The following is an 18906-nucleotide window of genomic DNA, read 5'->3' as shown; positions in this document are numbered from 1 at the left end:
CAGCGACCATTTTCGAAGGTCGCAGTGGCAACGCAGCCTTCCCCGCCGCCCGGCACGACGCCACGGAGCTGGATGCAGGTTATGGGTTCGGCCGATGAAGGTTGCGTCGCTTCGAGGCGCTCCACACGGCGGCGGATGGGGTTCGTCATGTTCGTTCTCCAGATGGGGTTCAATGCAGTCGGGGAATCGGCTTATCGATCCAGACCGACAGTGCTGCGGTGATGGGATCAGCCCCGCCGTCCGCCAGATGACGCTCTCGGGCTTGGTCCAAGGTCTCTCCGGCGTAGACGAGAACGGTAACGACGCCGGACGACGCAAGGGTCGTCTCCAGCTTCGAAATTCGACGTTCAAGGTTCATGCCTGCTTCTCCTCCAGTGCTGCGATGCGTGCCTCCAGATCCCCAGCCTCGACCAGCGACTTGTGAGCCGTCAGGAGCGCCATCACGCGCCCGGCTTCATCAGGCGTCACCTCGCCCTCCGAAACCGCCTGCAAGAGCGCACAGGACGCCGAGACGGTATCCGCCGCCGTCTTGATAGGTGGGAGGTCGAACGTGATCGGCGCATCCTTGCGAGGGGGCGCAATGCGATCAAGACAAAGGCGCATCGCGGTGGTGTCCCCGGCAAGGGCCATGCCGATCGCCTTGCGGGTCAAGGCCTCGTGCTCACCCTCCAGCAGCGTTTCGATCGCGCGCGTGGTCCTGTGTCGCGCACCCTTCGGTTTGCCCCCGTGCTGGTTGCCCGCCGCGAAACGGCCATCGGAATTTCGCCCGGTATTTTCCGGGTTCTCCGTCGCGCTCATCGGCGAGCATCCAGATTGAACCCGGGCGGCGGGGGCGGCATCCCTTCCAGCGGATTGCGCAAGCCAGCGCCTTTGGCGCTGCCAAGGACGGGAGCACCGAAATAGCCGGGGAACGTGGTATGCAGATGGCCGTCATGGATCAATTGGCGAGCCTGCGGGTACTTCTGCCTCACCTGTTCCCGTAGCCATTCCATGGACTTGCCGGGAGGGGGCAGCATGTCGAGCGCGGAGCCATCGAGATGCGCGCTGTTGTAGGCCGGGCGATAGCCCCTGCGACGAAGATCATCCTGATACTCGGGCGTCCGGTAGCCTGAGGTGAATTGAACGCCAGGGATCGCCGATTGCAGATCCTGATAGACGTTAACCCCGCCGCTAGCCCCATCGAGCGAGAAGCCGGGCGGAGGTGGAGGCGGTGCATCGACAGCACCCTTGGCAGCCGGGCCGCCGAACAGTTGCGCACGCGCTGCCTGCCGAGCGAGCTTCACGATTTTTGCGGCCGCATCCTCCTTTGCCTCGTCATCCATCTGGCCCCACTGCGGCGTCGAGACGAGCGCGGTCATCGCCTGGTGCGAGGACTGACCCGCCATCGCCACGTAGCGATCGTATTCCTGCGGCGTCAGTTCGCGGTCGCCGATCTTCTTCGACGGATAGCCCGGCGCATAGCTGAGTTGGAGCAGAGCCTTGTTGACCGGATCATTGAGCGCGGTGCTGACTGCCGAGGGCGAAAGGAAGTCCGGGCCAATGCCGCCTTCGCTCCTGATCTCCTTGCCCCAGATGTCGCGCCGGGGGAGCAGGGTTTCGCGCATGCCGGGGATGCGAGCCTTCAGGGCCTCGCCCATCGTTTCGACCTCACGCTGGGTCGGATCGAGGGTGCGCGCGGTGCCCGCGACGATATTGGGGATGAGCAGCGAGCCGACGAGACGCTGCATCATGTCGTCGGCGTTGCGCTCGGGATCGCTCAGGGCTTCCACGAAGCCGGTCGCACCGGAAAGCCAGGTCTTGTTCGCAAGGTTCCCGAGGATGGACGCTACCAGCAGCGTCGCCTTGTCTTCCTTCTGCCGGTCGCTCATGCCTTCGGGCAGGGTCGCCATATCGGCCGCCACGCCGATCGTGGACGAGAAGGGATCGAGGCGGGCATAGCTGTAGTAGGTATCGCCGACCTTGACGCTGTAGGGCTTCCAGCCATCGGCATAGAGTAGCCGGGCCTTCTTTGGGTCCGAGGGTGCCGCGCCGGTAATCGTGCCGCTCTGGGCCGCTTCGTACATCGCCGCGCCAAACCCTGTGCCGACAAGGGCCTTTGCCATCGCCAGATCGCGACGTGCGCCGCCAGCCACGAAGTCCTTGCGCCATTCAGCCAGCAGCGGGGCGGCCGGGGAGCGCTCCGTCGCGAACTTGAGCAGGTTCGTGGGGGTGCGGATGAACGGCAGGAAGAACTTCGTGACGATGCTGCTGTTCGCCATGTTCGAGACGCCCTGGGCGAACGGCCCAAGCTTCGACTGGAAGGTGACGTAGCGCCCATAATCCTCGGCGGAGTGCAGCATCTCATCGGTCGGGTTCGCCACGAGATCCGCAATCCGGTTGGCCGCCTCGTTGCCTTTCAGGCCCTCCTTGTGAGCCATCCGGGCTGCGATGCCGTTGAGTTCCATCCGACGCGCGATGCCTTTGAAAAACTCGTCCTCCGCCGTCAGCAGGCGGGTGGGCGTCCGGACGACCTCGCCCGCGATACCGGGGATGGCCTTGTATTCCTGCCCTTCTACCTTGCTGATGAAGTCGGCAGGCTCGCCAGTACGCAGGGCACGCGAGAACAGACGGGCGCCTTCCTTTGCGCCTTGCACCAGCCCGAACATGCGCTGTCCGACCTCAGTGCCGGTGATGCGGTCCAGATCGGCGCTAGGGAGCACCTGACGGGCTTTGCCGATCGCCGCTGCCGCCGCGTGTTCCGGAACCTGCGCGAGCGCCATCAACGTGTTGGAAGTGATGTTGACCGCGTGCGTCTGGGGGAAGGACAGCAGGAAGTTGACGTACAGCTCGGTCAGCTTGTTCTTCCACGTCGGCTTGAGCGCCTTGTCGATGAGCGCGTTGAACTTGCCCGGCTCCAGTTCCTGCGCATCGAGAATGACGTTCGCCACGTCCTGAAGCGTGTCCTTGCCACCGCCGCCACGAACCATCGCGGAAAGCACGTTGCCGCGCACGGCTCGGCTGTCGGCCATCATGCGGAACTGCGCCAGCGCACGCCCGGCTTCCGCCGTCGCACCTGCCACCTGCTCCTGAATGGCAACATGCCGCACGAGTTTCTGGCGAAACTCGGCCAGCAGTTCATCGCCGGGATTGTCCATGCCCTGGATGCGCTTCGCGGCGTTCACCAGTTCATTGCCCGACTTGGCGAGGATCTGCCGGGCGGCCAAGGCTTCCTCAGCGTTGAAGGCCTGCCCCTGGCGACGAGCCATCAGCGTCTCGGGCGTCATGTTGAGGTCAGCGGCGAGCCGCGCGGTCTCTTCCTGCGTCACCCGGCCGCGCGTGGCAGCATCAAAGCCAATCTCGCGCTCCACGGTCGTCAGCGCGCGGGAGATGTCCTGCGGAGTATCCAGCTTGCCGAGGTTGATGTTGCCCGCAAAGTCGGGAGCAGCAGGCCAGTCTTCGCTTGCAGCGATCGGCAGCACATCGCGCGGCTGAATGTCGCTGGCGCGCGCCCGCACCTGGGCCTCAGTGAGGGGCTGGCCTATCGGTTGCGGCCGTTCCATCGCGAGGTAGTCGGGCTGACGCACCTCCTGCGAAATCGACGGCGACGGTTCCGCAGCCATGGGCATTGGAGCATCGTCCATCCTGAAACCAGGCGGGGGAGGAGGTGGCGCTTCCGGCATCGGAGCCGGAACGAGGTCGTCGAGCGCGCTGCTAGTCGGGGCGGTGTCATTGAAGCCTCGACCGAACATGCGGCCCACGAGCTTTCGCGCGCGGGGAGCGCCATACTCCAGCAACTTGCCGCCCGCGACGCCGAGGGTAGCGCCCATTGGCACGCCGACCGCAGCCCCAAGCGCGCGCTCGCTGGCAGAGCCCTCAGTGCCGAGAAAACCCGTGGCGCCGCCATACGCGGCCCCGACGCGGGCCAGTTCCCCGACAGTTCTCGCTCGGGCGCCGAACGGCACGAGGAGGCCGCCGGTCAACTCACCGCTCACGGTTGCGTAAGGGTGGACGTAGTCGTCGAACCCGAGGATCGAGGCGTTCTGCTGCTGGTTGTTCGACCAGATGTCAGCGAGGCGACGGTCGCTGTTCCAGACGTTCTCGCGGCCTTCTGTGCCGCCCAGCATGTCTACGAAGGCCCCAGCCTCATCGAGGCCGCTTGCCAGCGCTCCAGAGCCAACGCCGCGCGCATATGCACCGAGCGCGCCGTCGCCCTGATCGGTCAGCGGCCGGACGTAATCCTTGTAGCCTGCGGTGGCAGCGAGCCCGGTCTTCTCGATCTGCTCCCGCGCCCGCGTCACATCGGCGGGATCGGTGATGAACCCGTTCTCCTTGGAGAACTTCACGACCTGCTCGACCGGAACCTTGCTGTCGTTGACCATGCCGAGGAAAGTCTGCTCGACCTCGGGGCGCATCCCGGCCAGCGGCGTAGGCGTATCCCACCACTGCGCTACGGTTTCGCGGGATGGCGCAGGAAGAGGCTCCTTGCGATAGTCGGCGGGGGGCTGGAATTTCGTGTTGTGGATGCCGAGGCCGTTGAGGCGGGCCAGGCGCTCCGCCTGCATGTACTCGAACCGGCGCTGGGGATCGGCGGCAAGGAAATCCGGGGCAGCAAGCGCGTTGCCGTTCCTCGCCAGCGTGAGCCCGGCATCCTTCCCGCCGATGTCGATCGGCGCCACAGGACGGCGAAAGGACATGCCGACAGGGGAACCGATCGTCTGCGGCCCTTCGGTGAGCAGGCCCCCGAAGGCGTCACGTGACTGTTGCCCGATTGGAACGGCACGCCCCGATCGATCCCAGCCCTGCTGCGACAGTTCGGGCGCATCGACGCCCCAGAGCCTCAGGTTCTGCCCGGAGGACAGCTTTGCAGTGTCGCCGTCAACGGGGCGCACCATGATGTCGCCGGAAAGTGGCGGCAGGGTTGGCGCCTTGGGCGAAGGCTGATCGATCTGGAAACCTGGCGGCGGAGGCGGTGCGGCAGGTGCAGGCGCTGCCGACGCCTGCGGAGGCGTGCCGTTGTCATCCAGACGAAAGCCGGGAGGGGGCGGCGGCAAGCTCACGTGGCGGGCACCCATGCGCTGCCGTTCCATTCCACCTTCTGTCCGTTGGGGCCGGTCGCAGTCGGATGCCCCGACGAACGGCGTCCACCGCCAGACCCGGCGGTTGACGGGCGGGGCGGAGGTGCATGCGTGTCGCGGTAGGTTGGACTGCCGCGCAGTTCCATCCGGTTGCCCTGACGAACATCCTCGAGCTTGAGGCGATTGCCGGACCGGAGGATTTCCAGATCCTTGTCGCCCTGAAGCGCGGTGGGGCCGTTCGCCCGCAGCACGTAATCGACCATCGCCGTGTTGTAGCCAGGCGTGCCGGGCTGGAGACCCTGGAGCCGGGCGTATTCCTCGAAGTCCGGGGCGCCATGGTAGATCGAAGCCGTCTCGCCCGTCGCCGGGTCGTAGGTGAGCCTATCCCGACCGATGGTGAAGGGTGCGGCAGCGTTCAGATCGGCATCGCGCTGGCGCGACCAGTCCTCATGCTTCCACCGTTCGACCGCTTCCTGAGCGCGGCGGCGGGCATCCTGCGACGAGTTACGGCGATCGGCCATGTTCTGGATCATGGCGTTGGCCCCAGCTTGGTTGCCGCCTGCGGCCATCAATGCCGGGCCGACGATTGAAGCGATCGTCGCCCAGGTGGATTCCTTCTTTTCCGGAGGCACCAGACGGGCAAGCGCGGCGTCGTAGTCGAAGGGCTGACGCATCGAGCCGCCCAGCGGGCTCGGCTGCTGAGCGCTATCGACGGGGGCAGGACTTGCTTGAGAGGCAGCGGACTGCCCGCCAAACCCGCGACCGAACATGCCGGTTCTGGCGGGTGCTGCGGGCGTAGGCATGGGCATCGTTGGCATGGGCGCGGGCGTAGTCGCCATGGTCCCATCGGCGTTCCAAGTACCGCCACCATAACCGCCGATAACTCCCGGCAAGCCGATGTTGTTGAGAAAATCCGGCGAGAGGCCGGGGACATTGTTTCGCGAACCAAGCATCAGGCATTCCCTCCCATCAGCGGCATGGCATCGACCAGTTCTCGTGCAATGAGAGCGGCGCGCGCACTGGTTGCCGTGCTCATGCCGAGCAGCACCCTATCGGCGTGCTCCGCGCCAACGTCGGCAAGCCGGGCAGCGACGATCAGCATCTCGGCGTCGGTATCATCCGCCCATTGCTCTTGGTTGGGGCAAGCGTGGGCGAGGTCCGAAACCGAGCCCAGCGCCATGAGCAGAAACTGCGCATCGGTATGATCGCCTACCGCGGCCGCGAGCCGGGCGAACACCAAGCCCTCCATGAGCGCGAAGGGGTCATCGTTTGCCCGAGCCAAGCTGATGCCGAACATCGCGAGTTGGCGCAGCGCTTCCAGATCACCACGAGCCGCGTCGGCTAGGAGGGCGTAATCTGCCGCTGGGCCGGTGGCGTCGGGCGCGGTCAATGGAGGTTGACCTTCTCACGCACCATCGCGCGCAGGTATTCGGAAAGAGAGCACCCAGCGCTGCGGGCACGTTCGCTAAGGGCAGCGACCACCGCCTCATTGGCACGGAATGTGACGTGCACGTTCTGCATTTTCGGCTCCACTGTCATCTCGACGTTGAGTGTTCCAACTGTAACACAATGGGCCTGAAACTCAAGGATTTGCGCCATTTCGCGAACCTTCGCCGCCGTTCGCGAACGGTCGGTTTGCGAATTCTTTTGCGACGCGCGAGTTGGCCGTTGTTGCGTTGGTCACGAAAAGTTGGGCACCTTCACAACGACCCGGGCATAAACTCGGCGACCGGGCGAGACTGCTCGAATGCCATGTCCGGATACTGGAGATCGATCCGTGAACTCACTGTTTCGAGTGATGTCGCCGCTCTTGCTGGCCCTATCGGCAGGTCCACTGCCAGCCGTAGCCGATGCTGACCAATGGGCGGTCTGGCAGAGCGAACCTTTCCCTTTCTCGATCTGCTACCCGGCCGACGTTTTTACGGAGCGCAGGGTGTCGGACACGGGTCACGCGATCGCGTTGGAATCGGGAGACAGCGCACAGCTGATCGCCGGGAGCATCGACTACACCCGCGAGACGCTGGCCGAGCCTGTCCGGATAGAGCAGGAAAGACTCACCCATGTTGCCCTGATCGCGCGGGGCGAGAACTGGTTTGTCGTAGCCGGGACGCGGGTTGACCAAGCCCTCTATACGAAGGCCGTCAGGGTCGGAGGCCGGCTGATCGCCATGAGGATTCGCTATCCCGAGAGCCTTGCAGCCAAGTATGCTCCGATCGTCGAGCGGGTCGCGGAGTGCCTCAAATTCCCTGAGGATGCCTACTGAGGCCTTGGGGTGGTCGCGCGCAGGCCGGCAGCCCTATGGCGCTCGCTTCGATGGTCCCGCCATTGCGGCATACACCGCCATTGATCCAGCTGCGAAAACCGCCATCCAGATCGCGACGTTACCGGCCCGTATGAAGGCGAAGGCACCCAAGGAAGCCCCGCAGACCAATGACGTCCACAAGATCAGGTAAGGCGCCCAATTCCACCTCGGACCGCCCATAAGAGCTGCGGCGACATGCTGGCCCAGCTTGACCAACGCACCGGTCATGTAGGTCACACCGATCGACACTTCGCCGTTGCGCTGGAACACGGCATTCTCTGCGCCCATAGCCGCCGCTAGGACCATCGCGACCGGCAGGTGGGAAGTCACTTCGCTCAACGATGCGGCGACGGTAAGAAGCCCGGTCACGAGCGTCAGCACGGCCGGTTTTCGGTGCCGGGTGGCGCGGGAGGCGACGCACGTTCCTGCGATAACGCCCAAGACGAACGACAAGACCAGAGATCCCGCAACGAATGCTGCCGGTGTATCCCGAACCAGGCCGACCGCCACGCGCGTTGAATTGCCGCTCATGAACGATACGAAAAAGCCGCCGAGGCTGATGAACCCGATCGCGTCAACGAAGCCAGCCAAGGCCGCGAGCATCGCCGCCAACACCCAGAACCGCTTCTCATAGGCGATCATCAAAGGGCTCCTGATCGACCATCACGATAGTGCTAACCCGCATCCGCTGGGTTCGGTCAATCGATCCCGAGAGCCCTCTTGACCAAGCGGCGGATCGCTTCTGGTCGGGAAGGCTTGGGATCGGGCTGTTCACCGATCCACTTATCTAACGGTTGGAGGATTTCCCCCAGCAGCCGCACACCGATCAACTCACCCTTCCCGGTGGTCTTTGGGCGTCCGCGCGATTTAGTGTTATCACTATTTGACGACATGCTGATTTTGAGATAACACGAATGCGAGCCGGTCGGAAGCGCCAACTTCCAGCCCGGCTCTAACCAACAAATGATCCTGTGGAGATCGTTATGGCTAAAGCCCGAGTACCGGCGGATACCGCCGATAGCAACGTCGTGCCTTTCCGGCAGCGCACCGTCATTCCGGCCTATGCGGCTGGCGTCGCACCTTTCGACCCCTTCAATCCCGCCCATGTCGAAGCATGGAACGCTCTTTTCCAATTAGGCTGGAGTGAGGCCAAGTTCCGCGACAAGGAACGTCGTGAGCGCGCCAACCATACGGGAATGGAGGTGGTGCGATGAACCGGCGCAAGCTGCTAATCGCCGCGATGTCGGCGCCTATAGCGACAGCCTTCCTTCCTTCAAGCGCACGGGCCCGTGATGGCGATGCCCAAATTCTTGCGGCATGGTCCGATCGAAGTTCGGCATATGATCGCTACCACAACCTCGATCGGATGGCCGCTGAAGGCCCCCAAGGCGATGCCATATGGGCTGAAATCGACCACGCCGAGCAGACCATCTGCGATGCTGTTGCGATGACTCCCGAAGGGGCGGAAATCCAACTATGGGTTGCATTCCACCATACCGTGGGCGGGACCGCTGCCGACGATGATGCCATCCGGCGTCGAGATCTCAATCACTTCCTGGCGCAGTCCGAAGACCTGGATTGGAACGAGCGGATGGCTGTCGCCGCGCTCACTTCGATCCGCAACCTCAGCGCTTTGTCCGGGGAGGCGGTGTAATGGCAACGTCCCCTGAAAACACAGGCTTCAGCTACCCGCTGCACGCAATGGCAATGATCGAGAAATGGTCTGCGCGGATAGCAAACCGGCCTTACGAGCGAGCAAAAGACGGCGGCATTATTCTGAACGCTGCTCAGTGCGCGTGGGAATGCGCCAAATGCTACATGGAATGCGCCATCGCCCCTGGGCGGCTTGAGTGGTGGGAGCAAGAGCTAGCGCGCTCATGCGGCTCCAGCAGAATGGGGAGGGCGTGACATGGCGACCCAACTCGCATTCGACGCCGCCGTCTGGATGGCCCGCTTCAAGGAGGCAGGAGGCGCCTACGTCCTAGCCGACGACCACCTTCACCTCTGGCCCGCACCCGGCACGTACGGTCATGTCGATCGCGCGGAGACGTTCGCCATGGTCGTCGGCCTGTCGAACGCCGATCGTCAGCAACTCGCCGAGCACCTCCGCTCGGCTGCGATGGTGGAGGGCTGACCATGGCGCTTCTGACCATCACCACGGCGGGTCTGCGCCCGCTGCCGCTTGGCTTGCTGTCTCAGTCGATCCCACTGCTTTCGCGAGGTGAACTGGAGGACGTGATCGAGCGACTGATCGACGAACTGGACCACCGGGACGGCGACCACGATCTGGAGCCTGAGGAGGATGTCTGCCTCGCTGGCGATGACGGCTGTGCTCCCGTCTATCGCCACGGGCGGCTGTATTGGGGCGGCGATCAGGAGGAAGGCGTGTGAAGGCGCCCCGCTTCCTCCGTTGTCTGTTCGACCGGAAGGGCGAGCAGCCAGAGCTTTGGGTGCCGCGTCGCCGCGGCAAACCGAGAGTGCGTATCCGGCCTGACGGGTGGATCGTCCATCCTGTAGGGCAGCCCTTCCCGTTCCATCCAATGACGCTCGTCGAAACGTGGATGCGAGGCGGTCTCGTGTTGACCGGCCGCGACGCCGAATACGCCAAGTTCTGGCATGAGAGCTTCTGGACCGGGCGTGCCACCAGTTGGAAGCACAACATCGTCGCCTACCGGATCGTCGCATTCTCAGGCGAGCTGATACCTTCGCAGTGCCCGGTGTGGCCCGATCCCCGGCGCCCTGCGGGTGAAGGAGAACTGACATGAACACAGATGTCTTGGTTCCTGAGGGTCGTCGTACCCTCCATGACATGATAGCCGCCGAGATGGAGCATCATGGCGCCCGGCTGAAGATCATCACGAGCATCGCAGATGGGCATGGCGTCGTCCCCATTCTAGAGGAGGGCGGTGTTCTGCTGCGCAAAGGCGAGGTCGCCGTCTATCGTGAAGAGACGCCGATGGATCTGCCATCCGGCTTCTACTGCATCGAGCATCAGCGCCCGGTCGCCTGCTCCCCGCATCCAGACAGCCGGAGAATTGTGTCGCGCGAGGTGGTCTATGTCCGGCCTAGCCGTGTCGCACCGACAAACGGCAATTGGGAGTACCTCACGCTTCGGTCGAAAGTGATTGGCGGAAAGCGGCGCTATGCCAGTCCCGAGGGTCCGATCCATCGGTGGGCTGCGGGCGACCTTCTGCTCGGCCCGGTGATCGGCATCTATTCCCCGAACACCTTCGCAGGGGAGTGCTGAGCATGGGACTTCCAACACATGTGGCAGCGACAGACGAGCCGATCTTGGCGCCGTGGGGCGATCAGTTTGATGGTCCGGATTTGCGCAGCGTCATGGCTGTCGAGACGATGCTGGATCACCTCGCGGAACTGAATGACGATAGCGTGGCTTACGTCACTCAGTGGCAGGCTTACGTCGATGAGATCGGCGCGTCCCTGACGCTGCACATCGATAAGATGGGCGAACAGCATGTCAGCATCGGCTTCCCTTGCGATGCACAAGCTCGGCACCGGAACCGCTGGTTTCATTTCCTGCGTGAAGATCTCAAGGCAGTCGATGACCGGCGGGATCTGCTCATCCGCAATCTACAGATGGCTGGTCTTGTTTGGGATGAGCGCGCGACAGATCCTCGTGCAACCACCATCGCCGTTCGCGATTACGTCAGGAACGGAGGACGCATACTCGTCACGCCGGAAGGTGAGGTGACCGAAGGTCTCGGTGTGCCCCGCCCCTTCCTTGAGGGATCACCGGAAGAGGCCGCCGAGTGCATGCGCGCAGGGCGAGCCTATTTCGACATGCGCAAGCGGCTCCGGTCAGACCAGCAAATCAGGCGCATCCTAAGAATGGTTGGGTGGCGCACCGATAACGGATGGCTCGGACTAGGTGAGAGGCCAGCCAGCACCCGAAAGCGAGGCCTCCACTGAGCGAAACGCAGCATCTGCTGCCGATGGCGCCCTGGTCCCCGGTGGATCAGGGCGTTTCGGCGCGTGTCCCGCAGGTTCATGACTTTGCGACCAGCCTCGCCATGTCGAACGAGCAGGCCGACGCAGGCTGGTGGGTCGAACTGTACCGCAAGGCGTTCCCGACCATGATCTCCGCCGTCTCGGTGCGCGACGACGGCTGGGCACAGCGCGGCGGTATCGATCGCGTCATCACCTTGGCCTGCGGACGGACCTACACCATCGACGAGAAGGTGCGAGCGGCTGACTGGCCCGACATCCTCTTGGAGCAGTGGAGCGACGAGGAGCGGCGCAAGCCCGGCTGGGTACAGAAGCCCTTGGCGTGCGACTTCATCGCCTACGCCTTCGCGCCGTCGCGCCGATGCTACCTTCTGCCGGTCGTGCTGCTCCAGCGCGCCTGGCGGCACAATGGGCGGCATTGGATCGAGCGGTTCGGCCAGCGGCGGGCATGGAATGTTGGGTATGTGAGCACCAGCGTACCTGTGCCGCTGCCGGAGATGGCGCAGGCGCTGTTGCAGGCGATGTTGGTGGAATAAGCTACGTCGTGCACAGATACGCTATGAGCCGACATGGTCGGCCGTGCGACTGATACAATCACAAGCAACTCCTGCCGAACGTCCCGGGTGACGCAGGTTTAAATGGGCGTTTTTGTCGCTACACCAACGAGCGCGATACAGGTGCGCTTTAAATGCGCTCAAAATGCGCGCCGGATGCATCGTACGACGTGAAGAATTTTTTTCGTGAATCACGGCGTCAAAAACGTATCGATGCGTCCTACGGCGTTTGACGGGCAAAAAGTGCGGATCGCACTGGCGGCGTGAGAGCGGCCGGATTTGACAGAATATGTGGAAATGAGAGAGTGAGCGCTCGCTGGCGTCCGCTGGCACCGAACGCGCGCATTGTTCGTTACTATATAGATGACGACATTACGCGAAACCGGAGAGGTCTAACCAGGTGGAGAGCAACCATGGCAGATAAGGACCCGCAAGACACAGAGATTCTCGCGACGATCCGCGAAGCAGGCGACGACGGCGTTGACCCGCAGAAGTTGATCGACACGCTGACGGTCAAATATCAGTTGCCTGACGTGATCGAAGCACTGCAGCGCGCCATTGAGCGCGGTAAAATTTCGCTCACTGGCGAAGGAATGGTCATTTCCTTGATGCCTGAGCTGGCAAACGCCGCATAAAGTACCGACGGGGGGTATTAGGTGACTGCTGGGGGGGTGTCGTCGCTGGATGCGGCACGTGTTAGCCGGTGTTTCAGTGACGAAACAGCTTCTGGCGAAGATCAGCGAACGCCGTTCGAGCGTGACCGCGATCGCATTTTGTATTGTTCGGCATTTCACCGGCTAGCGGGCATCACCCAGATCGTTCGCGCCGGTGAATTGGACATATTTCACACCCGCCAGCAGCACACGTACAAGGTTGCCCAAATCGGGCGACGCTTGGCGGAACATCGCATTCGTGAGCAACCGGTCGAGGCTGCTTTGCACGGGCTCCATCCGGAGGTCGTCGAGGCTGCCTGCCTAGCGCACGACTTGGGGCATCCTCCGTTTGGACATGCGGCCGAGATGGAGCTTGATGACCTTGTCCGCAACCCGACAAAGGCTGGTGGTCTGCCCGAGGATGCTGCGGACGACGGTTATGAGGGAAATGCTCAAACCTTTCGCATCCTAACCAAGCTAGCCGTTCGGTACAGCAAGGATAATCCGGGCTTGGATCTCACGCGCGCCACGCTCGCGGCGACGCTCAAGTATCCATGGCTGCGCGACCACGGCCACGATAAAAAAAGGTCGAAGTGGTCGGCCTACGCATCTGATGAGCGGGAATTTCGTTGGGCCCGAGAACACTGCCATGGCGAGTTTAAGACCGCCGAAGCAGAACTCATGGACTGGGCGGACGACATTTCGTATTCCGTTCATGATCTCGAGGATTTTCACCGGGTGGGCATTATCCCATGGCGGGAGATCGTATCCAGCGAAGCGCGTGAAGGGCTTATTCAAGGCGTCCTAAAGGATTGGAAGCGGGACCCTCAATATCCTGCGGACGCACCGCGTCGGGTAAGCGCGGCCCTCGATCGTGTGACGAGGAAGCTCATCCCGTTTCCCACCGTCGCCAACGAAACCTACACTGGTACGCGGGAGCAGCGGCGCCAGCTCCGCAATTTCTCGTCGCTGCTTATTGGTCATTATGTTCGGGCAGTGACGCTTAGTAAGGATACTACCGGCCCCGCAGTCGCTATCGCTGACTGGGCGGCAGAAGAAGTCCGCGTATTGAAGTACTTCGCCCGCCGCTACGTTATTGGCTTGCCCGCCCTTCATGCCCAACAGTTCGGGCAAAAGCGGATTGTGCGAGAACTCTTTGGGATATTCCTAGAGCAAGGCAAGAGCGGCAATTTGAAGGTGCTGCCCGCGAGGCTGCGTTACATATGGGAAGACAATCCAGATGAGAAGCCGGCCCGCCTGGCCGCTGATTGTGTCGCCTCTCTGACGGAAAATGAAGCCTACCAACTCCATGGCCGTCTGATGGGTACGGCAAGCGGGCTGGTTCTCGATCCTATCGTCCGTTGAATTGAGTGTTTGACCGGAAGCGGCAATGCCTTCCGGCTATCCCTGCTCTTACCGGAGTGCTGCACAACACGTCGGTCATCGGGATTTTGCGTTATGTCGAGCCCATCGCTCGACAAAGACCGCCTCCAAGCTGTGTATGCGTCGAAGCGACGACTGTTCTCGTGAGCCTGACCATGAACGCTGGACGATCACCTACCGAGCCAGGGCGACGCTGATAAGTGCATGCGCTATCCCCGCTTGTCGCCATGCCCTAAGGTGTTGATCAAACGTCCTTCGGAATCGGCCGGCCAAGGTAACTGGTCTCACCCTGCCTGCGAGCCTCCCAAGCGTTTGTCCGCTCGCGAGCGTAAGCCTTCTGCACCCGGACCTTGCTGATGCCGTACCGCTCGGCGAGCTGGCCGAAGGTTGCCCCGTCGATCACCGCGACATAGATCGCGGCGTTCCGTTCATGCTCGGGGCTTAAATTCTCGGCAGTCATCTTCGTTCTCCAGGCGCTGGGACGGATCCAGCCCGAGCGCGCCAACTACCTAATCACAGCCCCCACCGTCACCCCCTCCGTCGGAACTATCGCACCACGCGCTTTGTCTAGCCGGATCGCGGCTGATCTCCTCCTCGGCGAATCGGGCACCAATGCCGGACGGGAGATTGTCGATTGATCTCCATCTCTACGGGAGAAATCGCTTTGTAGACGCACACCCTACGCAACGCCGTTGCGGGATTATTGTTCTATTTTAACGCATTAAATAATAATAAAATTAAAACTCCGCAACACTCAACGTGAAACTCATTGAGTTTTTGTCAAATTACCTTTTTAAATTAGACAATTGAACGACACTCATTGAGTTTTCGGCACTCATTGAGTATTTCTCACAATACTCAATGTAACTTGACTACATAGAGACATTTTACTAGCGTAAATGTTGCTTTGCGTAAGGCCCGCCAGCCTCCCTGCTAGGAGGTTGTAAGTGAATAGTTCACCGCATACTCCGCGTCGGTTCGTTCGCCGCGTCGAGGTGTTAACCGTCACTGTGGACGAAGCCCTCGCTATGATCGGTATTGGCCGGACGCGATTCTATGAACTGGTCGCAGACGGGACGATCTCAACCGTAAAGCTCGGCAGACGGCGCTTGGTGCATGTCGACAGCCTGAGGCAGCTTGTGGCGCCTACAATTCTGCCTGCGCCCTACGTGCCCCCGTCGCAGCTTGATCTGTTGTGATGTCTGCCTGCTCGCGCGCGGGACCGCTGCCATTCGCTCATAGCCCAGTCAAAATGAGGGAACGAATGGGGGTATTGATTTTGCGGCAAGCGCTGATTTCTATTTTAAATCAGTCGCTTGAATGGCGAAAGATGGTGCACCCGACAGGATTCGAACCTGTGGCCTCTGCCTTCGGAGGGCAGCGCTCTATCCAGCTGAGCTACGGGTGCAGTGCCAGCGCGGTTAGCAGACGGCGACGGGGGTTTCCAGCGCCAAATTCGCGTCTCATGCGATGACTTGTAAGTTCCCTATATGTTCCTATGATGGCGGATATGGCCGAAGTTGATTCGCTCTCCCTCGCCCCTTCGCATGGGTATACCGCCATGGCAGTGGCTCGCGGGATCGCCCGGCTGTTCGCCCGCAACGGCATCTGGTGCATGCCGGAAATGCCGCTGCGCTGTGGGCGGCGGGCCGATCTCATGGGGATCGACGCCAAGGGGCACGTCATCATCGTCGAGATCAAGGTGGCGCGCACGGACCTGCTCGGCGACGGCAAGTGGACCGACTATCTCGACTACTGCGACCGGTTCTACTGGGGGCTCTCTCCTTTGCTGGACCGCAGCCCGCTTGAGAGCGAGGCGTTCCTGCCCGACAGTTGCGGCGTGATCGTGGCCGATGGCTACGACGCGGAAATCCTGCGCCCCGCGCCGCTGCGCCAGCTGGCCGCCGCCCGGCGCAAGGTGGAGACGGAGCGCCTGGCGCGCGCCTCGCTGCGACGGCTGGTGACGCTGGGCGATCCGCATACGCTGCAGTGGGGGAATGAAGGGTAGCGATACCCGTCCCTTTCTTCGTCACCCTGAACTTGTTTCAGGGTCCATCGGGCAGTTGTTCCGGAGAGCTGGTGCCACCAACGGCGCTCCCGGTTTGCTGGGGCAAACCACCGGGCTTGAGGCGAGATGGACCCTGAAACAAGTTCAGGGTGACGAAGGAGAAGAGGGGAGCGAACTCTGGTCCGGAAATGCCAAGCCGCAGCGGGGTGGGCACGTCTTCAACTTATCCGCAATTTTCTTGCGCTTTGCCGTAATTCACACTAAGTGACCCGCCAGCAACCGGCGTGCGGGGTCCACCCCGCCGCAATCCGAGGGCAGCGTGAGGTCGCGGCATCAAGCCAAGACCGGCCCGGACTGGCGGTTGCGACCAACTAGCTTCCTTCCTCACGCAGGGTCGCCACAACGACACCTCGCTGTGCGCGCGCCTTTTTTTCAAAAGCCTTGCGCGCCCCGCACTTTTGAAAGTGACGCATGTCCTATTTCTCCGAACTTGGCCTCGCCGAGCCGATTCTCCGCGCTCTGACCGCCAAGGGCTACACCGATCCCTCGCCGATCCAGCGCAAGGCGATCCCCTCGCTGCTCGAAGGCCGTGACCTACTCGGCATCGCGCAGACCGGCACCGGCAAGACCGCCGCGTTCTCGCTGCCTTCGCTGCACCGTCTGGCGCAGGATCCCAAGCCGCGCCAGAACGCCGGATGCCGCATGCTGGTCCTCTCGCCCACCCGCGAACTCGCCGCGCAGATCGCCGAGAACATGCGCGGCTACGCGAAGTTCCTGAACCTGACGGTCCAGTGCATCTTCGGCGGCGTGCCCGTGGGCAAGCAGGCCCGCGCGCTGGAGCGCGGCGTCGACATCCTCGTCGCCACCCCTGGCCGCCTGCTCGACCTGATCGACCAGCGCGCGCTGACGCTGCGCCACGTCGAGATCTTCGTGCTCGACGAAGCCGACCAGATGATGGACCTCGGCTTCATCGTGCCACTCAAGCGCGTCGCCGCGCTGCTGCCCAAGTCGCGCCAGAGCCTGTTCTTCTCGGCCACCATGCCGCAGGCGATCGCCGACCTCGGCCGCCAGTTCATCAACGACCCGGTCAAGATCGAAGTGGCGCCGCAGTCGACCACCGCCGAGCGCGTCGAACAGTTCGCCACCCACATCAACCAAGCCGAAAAGCAGGCGCTGCTGACCCTCTCGCTGCGCGCGGGCCTTGCGCCTGACGCCGAGGAGAAGGCATCGCACGGCGCCATCGACCGCGCTCTGGTGTTCACCCGCACCAAGCACGGCGCCGACCGCGTGGTGCGCCACCTCGTCGCCGCCGGTATCCCGGCCGCCGCGATCCACGGCAACAAGAGCCAGGCCCAGCGCACCGCCGCCCTCGGCGGCTTCCGCCAGGGCACCGTGCGCGTCCTCGTTGCCACCGACATCGCCGCGCGCGGCATCGACGTCTCGGGCGTTTCGCACGTCTACAACTTCGAGATCCCGAACGTCGCCGAACAGTACGTCCACCGCATCGGCCGCACCGCGCGCGCCGGCGCCACCGGCGTCGCCATCAGCTACGTCGCGCCGGACGAAAAGCCCTACATCCGCGACATCGAACGCCTGACCCGCGTGAAGCTCGACCCGCTGGCGCTGCCGGAAGACTTCATGAACCAGGCCGCGCGCCTGCCCGCGCCCTCGCGCAAGGTCGAACAGCCTCAGGGCGGCGGTCGCGGTCAGGGCGGCGGACAGCGCAGCGGTAACGGCGGCGGTCGTGGCGGCCAGCCGCGCCGCGACGGCCAGCGTGGTGATCGGCCGCAGGGCGAGCGTAACCGCTCCGACGCACCGCGCGGCGATCGCCGTGAAGGCGGCGAAGGCGAGGGCGGTGAGCGCAAGCGTCGCTTCCGTCCGCGCGGCCCCAAGGGCATGGGTGCGCACAAGGGTGCCGTTAAGCGCGCAGGCTAAGAATGAAGTAAAGGGAATCTGGGGCCATTGCCCCAGACCCCGTTACTGTCGTCGTTGTTCGCGCAGCTACGTAGCGCGCTCAACGCGACGTTTCGTCATTGCGAGCGAAGCGAAGCAACCCAGGACGGCGTAATGCTGCCCTGGGTTGCTTCGCTTCGCTCGCAATGACGATGTGGGGGCGGCAATGGGCAGCACTGCGAAGCTGCGCGCGGGACTTCGACAGTATGGGGGTCTGGGGCCTTTGGCCCCGGGTTTTCTCTTTTTATCTTCCCCTTCCCCTTCTGAGGGCATACTCCCCGCGCCCATGGCGCTCGACGCTCCCCTTGTTGCGGTGTTTGTTTCCGCCTTTGCCATGACGGCTATCGTGGGCGTCCGTTATCTCCTCACGTCCGGCCTGTTCGCCTGGATCACCGCGCGAGTACGGCCCGGCCATTACAAGGGCCTGGACCGCCAGATCCGCGGCGAGATCGCATGGTCGCTCGCCTCGGCCGCGATCTACGGCATTCCCTCAGGCGTTGTCGCATGGGGCTGGCGCGAGCATGGCTGGACGCGCATCTATACTGATGTGCACGACCGGCCGCTCTGGTGGCTGCCCGTTTCGGTGCTCGTCTACCTTTTGCTCCACGACACGTGGTTCTATTGGACCCATCGCTGGATGCACCGGCCACGGGTATTCCGCATCGCCCATGCCGTCCACCACGCCAGCCGCCCGCCTACGGCGTGGGCGGCGATGAGCTTCCATCCGGTCGAGGCGCTGACCGGGGCGGTGGTGATACCGGCGCTCGTTCTGCTGGTGCCGATCCACGTCGGCGCGCTGGGCGTGGTGCTGACGATCATGACGGTGATGGGCATCACCAATCACATGGGCTGGGAGATGTTTCCTCGTGCCCTCGTTCATTCGCCGCTCGGGCGCTGGCTCATCACCGCCAGCCATCACCAGCGGCACCATGAAAGCTATCGATGCAACTACGGTCTTTATTTCCGCCACTGGGACCATCTATGCGGCACCGATGCCGGGCTGTCGCAGGCGTTCTCGCGACCCTAGGCCTGG

General features: G+C 63.0%; 23 protein-coding genes and 1 tRNA gene. 15 read left to right on the top strand and 9 right to left on the bottom strand.

The window, feature by feature from the left end:
• Positions 1-169 precede the first annotated feature (169 nt).
• Genes ACODRZ_RS04615 through ACODRZ_RS04590 form a run of 6 tightly spaced genes read right to left on the bottom strand, consistent with a single transcriptional unit; the run spans position 170 to position 6653 of the window.
• Positions 170-358, bottom strand: coding sequence for a hypothetical protein (locus ACODRZ_RS04615; protein ID WP_488969683.1), 189 nt, complete (start codon positions 356-358; stop codon positions 170-172).
• Positions 355-798 carry a hypothetical protein gene (locus tag ACODRZ_RS04610; protein ID WP_488969682.1) on the bottom strand — a complete coding sequence of 148 codons (444 nt, stop codon included), beginning with the start codon at positions 796-798 and terminating at the stop codon, positions 355-357. Before ACODRZ_RS04610 ends, ACODRZ_RS04615 begins: the two co-directional genes overlap by 4 nt.
• Positions 795-5051: a thermonuclease family protein gene (locus ACODRZ_RS04605; protein WP_488969681.1), complete on the bottom strand. Its 4257-nt coding sequence runs from the start codon at positions 5049-5051 to the stop codon at positions 795-797. Before ACODRZ_RS04605 ends, ACODRZ_RS04610 begins: the two co-directional genes overlap by 4 nt.
• Positions 5033-6007: a hypothetical protein gene (locus ACODRZ_RS04600; RefSeq protein ID WP_488969680.1), complete on the bottom strand. Its 975-nt coding sequence runs from the start codon at positions 6005-6007 to the stop codon at positions 5033-5035. Before ACODRZ_RS04600 ends, ACODRZ_RS04605 begins: the two co-directional genes overlap by 19 nt.
• Positions 6007-6444, bottom strand: a complete 438-nt coding sequence (locus ACODRZ_RS04595) for a hypothetical protein (protein WP_488969679.1) — start codon at positions 6442-6444, stop codon at positions 6007-6009. The genes ACODRZ_RS04600 and ACODRZ_RS04595 overlap by 1 nt, the downstream gene beginning before the upstream one ends.
• Positions 6441-6653: a plasmid mobilization protein gene (locus ACODRZ_RS04590; RefSeq protein ID WP_488969678.1), complete on the bottom strand. Its 213-nt coding sequence runs from the start codon at positions 6651-6653 to the stop codon at positions 6441-6443. Before ACODRZ_RS04590 ends, ACODRZ_RS04595 begins: the two co-directional genes overlap by 4 nt.
• Positions 6654-6831: 178 nt before the next feature.
• Here ACODRZ_RS04590 and ACODRZ_RS04585 point away from each other — a divergent pair, with 178 nt between their 5' ends.
• Positions 6832-7317 carry a hypothetical protein gene (locus ACODRZ_RS04585; protein ID WP_488969677.1) on the top strand — a complete coding sequence of 162 codons (486 nt, stop codon included), beginning with the start codon at positions 6832-6834 and terminating at the stop codon, positions 7315-7317.
• Between the two features lie 33 nt (positions 7318-7350).
• On the opposite strand, the gene ACODRZ_RS04580 is transcribed toward ACODRZ_RS04585, so the two are convergent.
• Positions 7351-7998, bottom strand: coding sequence for a YoaK family protein (locus ACODRZ_RS04580; protein ID WP_488969676.1), 648 nt, complete (start codon positions 7996-7998; stop codon positions 7351-7353).
• A 341-nt stretch (positions 7999-8339) separates the two neighbouring features.
• Here ACODRZ_RS04580 and ACODRZ_RS04575 point away from each other — a divergent pair, with 341 nt between their 5' ends.
• The 10 genes from ACODRZ_RS04575 (at position 8340) to ACODRZ_RS04530 (ending at position 13894) form a co-directional block, all read left to right on the top strand.
• Positions 8340-8570 (top strand): hypothetical protein, encoded by a 231-nt coding sequence (locus tag ACODRZ_RS04575; protein WP_488969675.1) that lies wholly within the window; start codon positions 8340-8342, stop codon positions 8568-8570.
• Positions 8567-9010, top strand: coding sequence for a hypothetical protein (locus ACODRZ_RS04570; protein WP_488969674.1), 444 nt, complete (start codon positions 8567-8569; stop codon positions 9008-9010). Before ACODRZ_RS04575 ends, ACODRZ_RS04570 begins: the two co-directional genes overlap by 4 nt.
• A gap of 255 nt (positions 9011-9265) precedes the next feature.
• On the top strand, positions 9266-9490 hold the full coding sequence (locus ACODRZ_RS04565) for a hypothetical protein (RefSeq protein ID WP_488969673.1): 225 nt from the start codon (positions 9266-9268) through the stop codon (positions 9488-9490).
• Between the two features lie 2 nt (positions 9491-9492).
• Positions 9493-9747, top strand: coding sequence for a hypothetical protein (locus ACODRZ_RS04560; protein WP_232493627.1), 255 nt, complete (start codon positions 9493-9495; stop codon positions 9745-9747).
• A gap of 86 nt (positions 9748-9833) precedes the next feature.
• On the top strand, positions 9834-10121 hold the full coding sequence (locus ACODRZ_RS04555; RefSeq protein ID WP_488969672.1) for a hypothetical protein: 288 nt from the start codon (positions 9834-9836) through the stop codon (positions 10119-10121).
• Entirely contained in the window at positions 10118-10603 is a 486-nt protein-coding gene (locus tag ACODRZ_RS04550) for a hypothetical protein (RefSeq protein ID WP_488969671.1), read from the top strand. Before ACODRZ_RS04555 ends, ACODRZ_RS04550 begins: the two co-directional genes overlap by 4 nt.
• A gap of 2 nt (positions 10604-10605) precedes the next feature.
• The gene (locus ACODRZ_RS04545) at positions 10606-11286 is read left to right on the top strand and encodes a hypothetical protein (RefSeq protein ID WP_488969670.1); all 681 of its coding nucleotides are present in this window, start codon (positions 10606-10608) and stop codon (positions 11284-11286) included.
• A 23-nt stretch (positions 11287-11309) separates the two neighbouring features.
• A complete protein-coding gene (locus tag ACODRZ_RS04540) occupies positions 11310-11858 on the top strand; it encodes a hypothetical protein (protein ID WP_488969669.1) in 549 nt (182 codons plus the stop codon).
• Positions 11859-12289: 431 nt separating this feature from the next.
• On the top strand, positions 12290-12511 hold the full coding sequence (locus tag ACODRZ_RS04535) for a hypothetical protein (protein WP_488969668.1): 222 nt from the start codon (positions 12290-12292) through the stop codon (positions 12509-12511).
• A 36-nt stretch (positions 12512-12547) separates the two neighbouring features.
• The gene (locus ACODRZ_RS04530; RefSeq protein WP_488969667.1) at positions 12548-13894 is read left to right on the top strand and encodes a deoxyguanosinetriphosphate triphosphohydrolase family protein; all 1347 of its coding nucleotides are present in this window, start codon (positions 12548-12550) and stop codon (positions 13892-13894) included.
• Between the two features lie 262 nt (positions 13895-14156).
• Here ACODRZ_RS04530 and ACODRZ_RS04525 read toward each other — a convergent pair whose 3' ends face one another.
• The gene (locus ACODRZ_RS04525; RefSeq protein ID WP_488969666.1) at positions 14157-14372 is read right to left on the bottom strand and encodes a hypothetical protein; all 216 of its coding nucleotides are present in this window, start codon (positions 14370-14372) and stop codon (positions 14157-14159) included.
• A gap of 487 nt (positions 14373-14859) precedes the next feature.
• On the opposite strand from ACODRZ_RS04525, the gene ACODRZ_RS04520 reads away from it, so the two are divergent.
• Positions 14860-15111, top strand: coding sequence for a helix-turn-helix domain-containing protein (locus ACODRZ_RS04520; protein ID WP_488969665.1), 252 nt, complete (start codon positions 14860-14862; stop codon positions 15109-15111).
• Positions 15112-15243: 132 nt separating this feature from the next.
• Here the strand turns inward: ACODRZ_RS04520 and ACODRZ_RS04515 are convergent.
• Positions 15244-15320 (bottom strand) — tRNA-Arg (locus tag ACODRZ_RS04515).
• A 102-nt stretch (positions 15321-15422) separates the two neighbouring features.
• Between ACODRZ_RS04515 and ACODRZ_RS04510 the strand changes: the two genes are divergently transcribed.
• The 3 genes from ACODRZ_RS04510 to ACODRZ_RS04500 all read left to right on the top strand — a co-directional run bounded on the left by ACODRZ_RS04510 (position 15423) and on the right by ACODRZ_RS04500 (position 18900).
• Positions 15423-15920 carry an MmcB family DNA repair protein gene (locus tag ACODRZ_RS04510; RefSeq protein WP_488969664.1) on the top strand — a complete coding sequence of 166 codons (498 nt, stop codon included), beginning with the start codon at positions 15423-15425 and terminating at the stop codon, positions 15918-15920.
• A gap of 471 nt (positions 15921-16391) precedes the next feature.
• Positions 16392-17855 (top strand): DEAD/DEAH box helicase, encoded by a 1464-nt coding sequence (locus ACODRZ_RS04505; RefSeq protein ID WP_488969663.1) that lies wholly within the window; start codon positions 16392-16394, stop codon positions 17853-17855.
• A 304-nt stretch (positions 17856-18159) separates the two neighbouring features.
• The gene (locus ACODRZ_RS04500; RefSeq protein ID WP_488969662.1) at positions 18160-18900 is read left to right on the top strand and encodes a sterol desaturase family protein; all 741 of its coding nucleotides are present in this window, start codon (positions 18160-18162) and stop codon (positions 18898-18900) included.
• Positions 18901-18906: the final 6 nt, after the last annotated feature.

The organism is Novosphingobium sp. FG90, assembly GCF_057808725.1.
Note: the sequence above shows the minus strand (reverse complement) of the source record. Positions and strands in the feature narration are given on the sequence as shown.

What these genes read in the sequence shown, in the direction of transcription:
- ACODRZ_RS04615 (WP_488969683.1), bottom strand. Translation starts at nt 358, where the DNA reads ATGAACCTTGAACGTCGAATTTCGAAGCTGGAGACGACCCTTGCGTCG.
- ACODRZ_RS04610 (WP_488969682.1), bottom strand. Translation starts at nt 798, where the DNA reads ATGAGCGCGACGGAGAACCCGGAAAATACCGGGCGAAATTCCGATGGC.
- ACODRZ_RS04605 (WP_488969681.1), bottom strand. Translation starts at nt 5,051, where the DNA reads ATGGGTGCCCGCCACGTGAGCTTGCCGCCGCCCCCTCCCGGCTTTCGT.
- ACODRZ_RS04600 (WP_488969680.1), bottom strand. Translation starts at nt 6,007, where the DNA reads ATGCTTGGTTCGCGAAACAATGTCCCCGGCCTCTCGCCGGATTTTCTC.
- ACODRZ_RS04590 (WP_488969678.1), bottom strand. Translation starts at nt 6,653, where the DNA reads ATGGCGCAAATCCTTGAGTTTCAGGCCCATTGTGTTACAGTTGGAACA.
- ACODRZ_RS04580 (WP_488969676.1), bottom strand. Translation starts at nt 7,998, where the DNA reads ATGATCGCCTATGAGAAGCGGTTCTGGGTGTTGGCGGCGATGCTCGCG.
- ACODRZ_RS04575 (WP_488969675.1), top strand. Translation starts at nt 8,340, where the DNA reads ATGGCTAAAGCCCGAGTACCGGCGGATACCGCCGATAGCAACGTCGTG.
- ACODRZ_RS04570 (WP_488969674.1), top strand. Translation starts at nt 8,567, where the DNA reads ATGAACCGGCGCAAGCTGCTAATCGCCGCGATGTCGGCGCCTATAGCG.
- ACODRZ_RS04565 (WP_488969673.1), top strand. Translation starts at nt 9,266, where the DNA reads ATGGCGACCCAACTCGCATTCGACGCCGCCGTCTGGATGGCCCGCTTC.
- ACODRZ_RS04560 (WP_232493627.1), top strand. Translation starts at nt 9,493, where the DNA reads ATGGCGCTTCTGACCATCACCACGGCGGGTCTGCGCCCGCTGCCGCTT.
- ACODRZ_RS04550 (WP_488969671.1), top strand. Translation starts at nt 10,118, where the DNA reads ATGAACACAGATGTCTTGGTTCCTGAGGGTCGTCGTACCCTCCATGAC.
- ACODRZ_RS04545 (WP_488969670.1), top strand. Translation starts at nt 10,606, where the DNA reads ATGGGACTTCCAACACATGTGGCAGCGACAGACGAGCCGATCTTGGCG.
- ACODRZ_RS04540 (WP_488969669.1), top strand. Translation starts at nt 11,310, where the DNA reads ATGGCGCCCTGGTCCCCGGTGGATCAGGGCGTTTCGGCGCGTGTCCCG.
- ACODRZ_RS04535 (WP_488969668.1), top strand. Translation starts at nt 12,290, where the DNA reads ATGGCAGATAAGGACCCGCAAGACACAGAGATTCTCGCGACGATCCGC.
- ACODRZ_RS04525 (WP_488969666.1), bottom strand. Translation starts at nt 14,372, where the DNA reads ATGACTGCCGAGAATTTAAGCCCCGAGCATGAACGGAACGCCGCGATC.
- ACODRZ_RS04510 (WP_488969664.1), top strand. Translation starts at nt 15,423, where the DNA reads ATGGCCGAAGTTGATTCGCTCTCCCTCGCCCCTTCGCATGGGTATACC.
- ACODRZ_RS04505 (WP_488969663.1), top strand. Translation starts at nt 16,392, where the DNA reads ATGTCCTATTTCTCCGAACTTGGCCTCGCCGAGCCGATTCTCCGCGCT.
- ACODRZ_RS04500 (WP_488969662.1), top strand. Translation starts at nt 18,160, where the DNA reads ATGGCGCTCGACGCTCCCCTTGTTGCGGTGTTTGTTTCCGCCTTTGCC.